The organism is Sphaerochaeta sp. UBA5849 (assembly GCA_002432715.1).
Taxonomy (GTDB): domain Bacteria; phylum Spirochaetota; class Spirochaetia; order Sphaerochaetales; family Sphaerochaetaceae; genus Sphaerochaeta.
The window spans coordinates 1-5,130 of sequence record DJGJ01000061.1; the positions used below are offsets into that span (position 1 = coordinate 1).

The 5,130-nt window shown below is 49.6% G+C and carries 4 protein-coding genes; 1 reads left to right on the plus strand and 3 read right to left on the minus strand.

The window, feature by feature from the left end; translation table 11 throughout:
* Positions 1 to 352: 352 nt before the first annotated feature.
* The 3 genes from gnpA to B3K89_RS10660 form a co-directional block, all read right to left on the minus strand.
* The gene (gene gnpA / locus B3K89_RS10650; protein WP_345907381.1) at positions 353 to 2,497 is read right to left on the minus strand and encodes a 1,3-beta-galactosyl-N-acetylhexosamine phosphorylase; all 2,145 of its coding nucleotides are present in this window, start codon (positions 2,495 to 2,497) and stop codon (positions 353 to 355) included.
* Positions 2,498 to 2,558: 61 nt separating this feature from the next.
* Positions 2,559 to 3,251, minus strand: coding sequence for a riboflavin kinase (locus tag B3K89_RS10655; RefSeq protein ID WP_345907382.1), 693 nt, complete (start codon positions 3,249 to 3,251; stop codon positions 2,559 to 2,561).
* A complete protein-coding gene (locus tag B3K89_RS10660; protein ID WP_345907383.1) occupies positions 3,248 to 4,582 on the minus strand; it encodes an APC family permease in 1,335 nt (444 codons plus the stop codon). The genes B3K89_RS10655 and B3K89_RS10660 overlap by 4 nt, the downstream gene beginning before the upstream one ends.
* Before the next feature lie 235 nt (positions 4,583 to 4,817).
* Here B3K89_RS10660 and B3K89_RS10665 point away from each other — a divergent pair, with 235 nt between their 5' ends.
* On the plus strand, positions 4,818 to 5,030 hold the full coding sequence (locus B3K89_RS10665; protein ID WP_345907384.1) for a helix-turn-helix transcriptional regulator: 213 nt from the start codon (positions 4,818 to 4,820) through the stop codon (positions 5,028 to 5,030).
* Positions 5,031 to 5,130 lie beyond the last annotated feature (100 nt).

Genomic DNA, 5,130 nt, shown 5'->3' on the forward strand with positions numbered 1-5,130 from the left:
CTCAAAACACCTGAGTACTTACAAACGAGTATGTTTTGACGACCCCATGTAAGTCCTCAGGCAATAATTTAGGCAAACCTACCCCAACCCAGAAAATTCTGGCAACGGGGTGCACACAGCCAATCTTTTTCAGGACGAACCTACAAAAAAGATGGTAAGGAATGAGACAAATTGAATAACGACAAATCCCATCCCCCGGCTAGATTGTAGACTATCATTGTAATCCGAACCTGTAAACTAGATTCAGAGAAATACTCGTATCAATTGACTTGATTTCTATACTATTTGGCATCAATTCAAGTAATATATCAGACAATCAAATAGTACCTACCAATTTCTCCAATAACCAACCTTATTCATAGGAAATCAAAATTGTTGCAAAGCCCTCCAACTCTGCAGAAATCAATCCCTTCTCTGTATGAACACCAACACCCTGCCTCTCCCCGCCCCCATTGACCAAAACCAGTGTCTTTGCCTCAGGGAAGTAAGCACAGTCAACCAAAGGGTTGTCTGTGTAATAGAAACTATCATGTATCGTATCCTGTTCAAGTATTGAACGCAACGAGAATGTATTTTCAGGACTATACCGATACTCACTAAGGTAGATGCCCTTTCCCTTGCCAAAAGCACGCTGTGTTACTACTGCAAGATTGTCCTTGGCTTGAAGAACCTTCGTCTCTTTGTCGATCAGATAGACACCTGTCTTGGAACGGATTCCCAAATTTAGCTTTGATCCTGCTTCCTGCTCGACCTTCCATACTCCATGGCAAAGTCGCCGACCATCATCAATATCGATTCCAAGCACAGGAGCCATTCTCAGATTGTTTGCATATCCCTGCACGGCAGAGGGCTCATTCACGCCCACAAAAACACCACCGGCATGGACCCATTCGGTAAGCGTCGTTACAATCTTGTCATCCTTCCAATGCTCTCCCCCGCTCCAACTGCTGCCGGCAAAGCCTGCATTGATGAGAACATCAATCTTCTCAAGATTCTTTTGGGTCACCTCATCGAAGCTCAGGAACTCGACCTCGTACGGAAGGCCTGCAAGGCTTTCCAGGATGTTGATCAAATCCAAATCAGGATGTTCATGGAAGTGCCCGCCACACGTCCATGTCCTCAGTTTGCCCCAGCTGGTCAGAATTCCTACTTTCAGATCTACCTTGTAGACAGACGACCTCGTATGCAGGTCCTTGATCATCCTGAATTGCTTGGCAATATCAGCAATCGCATCCACAAAATCAGGAAAGCCTTCGACCAGGTGCAGAATTCCACCCAAACCGATACGGTCGATCGGAGCCCGCAGCAAAGCCCTTCTCACCTGCACCCAGTACTTTTGGGCATCGAGGGCGGGATTGCCTCCCTCCTTGAACGTTGGGGAACCCCCCAACCCTACCGGGAAGAGATAAGGATGAAGTCTCAATTCATGAGTCAGCTTACCAGGCACTGAGCTACAGAGCCTGGCTTCAAAGGCCGAGAACACGCACTTGATAATCCCATCGAAACCAATGGTACCAAAGGCCTCCGACTGTGGTTCCATCCCCACCCAGCTGTCGTCATAAAATACATAGGCTTTCTTGCCGTAGCGGTGGACGATGTCCACCAGCTCCTTGGCAAACGAACAGACAAAGCGGTTGGTGAACCACAAGTAGTCCATCATCTTCTGTTTCCAAGCCAAATGATTGGGATTACGATACCCTTGGTTGATGAAGTCCTCGCTGGTAAGTCTATACCCATACTCTCTAGCAAACTGATCTAGGGCCAGTGGGCTGACGGTGAAATCATAGGAAGCCCAGTCGGTAAAGAGAAAGGGATTGCGCTCATCGCTGCCCCAGATCCAGACAAAGTTATAGAACAGGGAAGTGAAGCGAACCACATCTGTCTCTTCATGCTCTTCACACCATGTAATCAACCATGTGCGCAGGTACTCCTGCACCTCGGGATAGCGGGGATCGAGTTGTTTCAGAGGCTCCTTCTCCCAGCTGTTGGTCACATGGTTGTACATGTTGATCTCTTCCCAGATTCGGAAAGCAAGGAAGTTTACACTGTAGTGGTGCCATTGAGCAGTGCCTTGGATGGTGACACTATCACTCTCTGCATCGTAGGACCAATTGATGCGGGGAACCACAGTATCGGAGGTCCTGTCATAGACCTGCCAGTAGGACGTTGAGTTCTTGTTCACGGCAAACTGCTTGGAAAAGTATCCAGACAGAAGATCAATGGAAACAGCAGAAGAGGTGGCAAGCACACGCTCACTCTCTAAAAAGACTTGTTGCTGGTACTCTGGATGTTCTTGAATGAAAGCATTGTGATCACGAATGATGCAGATGGTGGAATACACATCCATTCCTGCAGAAAGCAGCTGTTCGGAGAGCTTGGTTCCATCACAATCACGGATGACATCCGAGCCCCACTTCTTTGCCAACTGCAAGGTCAGTTCTTCATACCCTGCCTCCCCAGGCATGGTGAAAGAGCCATAATCATACAAATCAGACATGCTGCACAAAACCTCTGAATAGACGGTATCACGAGAATACCCGGACGTCCAGCACAAGCACTTACAACAGGTTTTTCTCCATCACATACATCACATCCTCATCCACCTTCTTTCGTACAGCCTCGAGGTTCTCGAACTTGGTGATGGGACGGATATACATCTTCAGCTCCAGACTGATGTGCTGGCCGTAGAGTTCTCGATTGAAATGGAGCAGAAAGGTTTCGATGGTGACAGTCGGAAGGTTGTCCACCGTAGGCCTTGGCCCGATGCTCGTCACACCCAGATAGCGAACACCATCGACGATGGTAATCGTCCCATACACCCCGTGGGCGGGAAGCAGTTTCTCATCGGCTGTCTTGAGGTTGACCGTGGGCATGCCCACCGTCCTTCCAAGCTGCCTGCCATACACCACCTCTCCTCTGAGGGTGTACGGATAGCCCAGCATAGCCTCAGCATCCTCTATCTCACCTGCAAGCAGTGCTGCCTGGATGCGTTCTGTGGTAATGGGTAAGTCTTTGTACCGTATGGTATCTATCGAAAGAATATCGGATGAGCAAATTTTGGGAAGTTGCTCAACCAGCTCAATCTGAGCTGCTGAACCACTAAAAGTTCGGATCAGAGCCAGTTTCTCGTCGACAGTAGTCAACACGTGCTCTGTTCGTGGTGGAAGGACATACACGATATCGGGTTTTTGGGAGAGCAGTGCCTGATGACCTGTATGCACCCCGTCAAACACTCCACAGGCGATTCTCATAGGCTCTGCCTCCGACCTCGATAGAGCACCATACCAAGCAGGTAGTAGGCAGCAGTGGCCGCCCACAGCTGCCAACCTCCCTGTACAATGCTGGGTATATAACTTGCAACCAGGATAACCAAGGTAAGAACCGGAAGCACCCTGCCCCCCGGAGCTCTGAAATGGCCGGCTTCGAGCTTGGGGTACTTCTTGCGCAAAGCAAGCACTGTCACACAGACGATGGCAACCACAATAACATTGCACAGTGCCCCAAGGTTGATCAGGATATTGGTCAACTGAGGGAAGGTTGCAAATAAGCCGGTTATTAGAACAACCACCAGCGTCGCAGTGAGAGGAGCCCCCGATCTCTTGCCTGTCTTGGCAAGGAACTGAGGCAACACGCCATTTTCTGCACAGGAAAGCAGGGTATGAGCGGCAAGGGCCATGGTGACGATCATGGTGGTGACCAAGGCCAGGACTGCAGAGATGGAGATCAAGGGAGTCAGGAAGGAAAGATTCGGCAAGAAGGAAGCGGCAGCATAGAGAGGAATATAGCGCAGTCCCTCATTGGCCTCAAGGAACCCTGCGGAAACCAAACCAAGCGTAGCCATCAATACCGCAAGATAGAAAACCAATACTACGGCCATGGCGATTGCCATCGCCTTGGGCACTGTTTTGTTCGGGTTCTCCACCTCTCCTACCAAGAAGGAAAGTGCAACGATGGCCCCATAGGCAACCATTGCCAAAGGCAGAGCATCGAGAAAACCGGTAGCCCCTCCACTGCCTTGGGTAAAGAAAGGCAACAGTAAGGAAGCATCCCAGCTGCCGCTGGTAAACACTGCAATGGCAAACAGCACCAGCGTTCCACTCAGGAAAAGAGTCAGAATTGTGGTAGCCCGACCGGTAATTCTGAATCGAGCGATATTCAAAGCCCCACACAGTAGTACGGCAACTATGCCAAGAGGCACCTGCAGAGACCCGAGGGCCGGAAACGCTACCCCCAGATAAATGCCAATATAGATGGCTGAAAAGGCAGCCCCGGCAATGCAGCCGAAGAGGTAGGCCCATGCTGAGATCCAACCCCAGAGCCTGCCCTGCTCCCGTGTCTTTCCCAAGAGCTGTGCCGGAAAGTTGAAAATCCCGCCGCTTTGCGGATAGCGCGAAGCAAGCTCTGCTGTTTGCAGTCCATAGGCAAGCAGGATGAGACCACCAAGCATCCATGAAAGCAGCGAGGCAGGACCGGCCTGCAGGATGGTGATGCCGGACAGTGAGAAAATGGCCGATCCGATCATTCCCCCTACAAGAAGGTGCACACTGTCAAAGAGTCCAAGCTTGCTGTTTTTGCTACCCATCATCACTCCTTCGCCTAAGGGTATCATAGCGAGGGGAAGGAGTGGTGTTCAAGAAACAGGGAAACCGTTTAGGACCAACAAACACAGATATGCATAGTATACGGCATAGAGAATGAGCCTGCTTTTGCACCCTAAAGGGTATGAAACGGTATAGTACTACTGTAATCATACCTGTTCGGGTGTAATATCACTACATTTTCTTGTATTATTACCCGTTCGGGTATAAAATAGACCTATGAATACAATTGCACGTTTTATCAAGGAACAAAGAAAACGGAATGGGCTTACCCAGGAAGAATTTGCTCTTCGCTCGGGACTCGGCCTGCGATTTGTGCGTGAACTGGAACAAGGGAAACCTACCGTCAGGCTGGATAAAGTGAATCAAGCTTTGGCTATGTTTGGATGCCAGGCAGTACCGGGCCCTATTGAGCAGAAGGAAGAACCCTGATGACCGAACGAAAAGCAAGGATTTACGTTTCATCCCAATTCGCTGGAATACTCTTTGAGAATGAAGAGGGCTATGTATCAGAACAAGTGAGAAAATTAGG